At 53.3% G+C, this 437-nt stretch carries 1 protein-coding gene; it reads right to left on the reverse strand.

The window, feature by feature from the left end; genetic code table 11:
• Positions 1 to 437 (reverse strand): opioid growth factor receptor-related protein (locus tag CWI66_RS17740; RefSeq protein ID WP_332868417.1); only part of this gene is annotated, 437 nt, incomplete at both ends.

Consider the following 437-nt stretch of genomic DNA (forward strand, 5'->3'; position numbering starts at 1 on the left):
TGAATTGATGAATCAGAAACCACACCCCGGTGGGTGCCAATCTCGATGACGGCTTGCTGAAAAGTGCGTGCGAGGCCTGGCTGATGACACAGCGCCAGTGACCGAATGATACGCGTGATGCGTAAATGGTTATGGCCACCGGCTTTCAGCCAGATGTGCGTTGGTATCGCTAACGTTGGTTGAGCAACGATGCCGTTTTCATCCCGAGCGAGGCCAAAAAAATCAAGCATCACCGCTAGCGATTGCTGCTGGTGCTGGCGCATAACATCGCTATCTTGAAAGGCAGCTTGCACGGTGGGTGTTAAAAGGGGCGCAAAGCCGTTAAACCTGCCCGCCTCAGGAATAGGGAACAGCCACTGAATATAGTCGTGGGTGTGTTCTAGCCAAAAGGACGACAGCGCCCAAATATCCTCTAGACGCCGACCTTTATGGTCCAG

Source organism: Halomonas sp. 141 (assembly GCF_002810305.1).
Lineage (GTDB): Bacteria > Pseudomonadota > Gammaproteobacteria > Pseudomonadales > Halomonadaceae > Vreelandella > Vreelandella stevensii.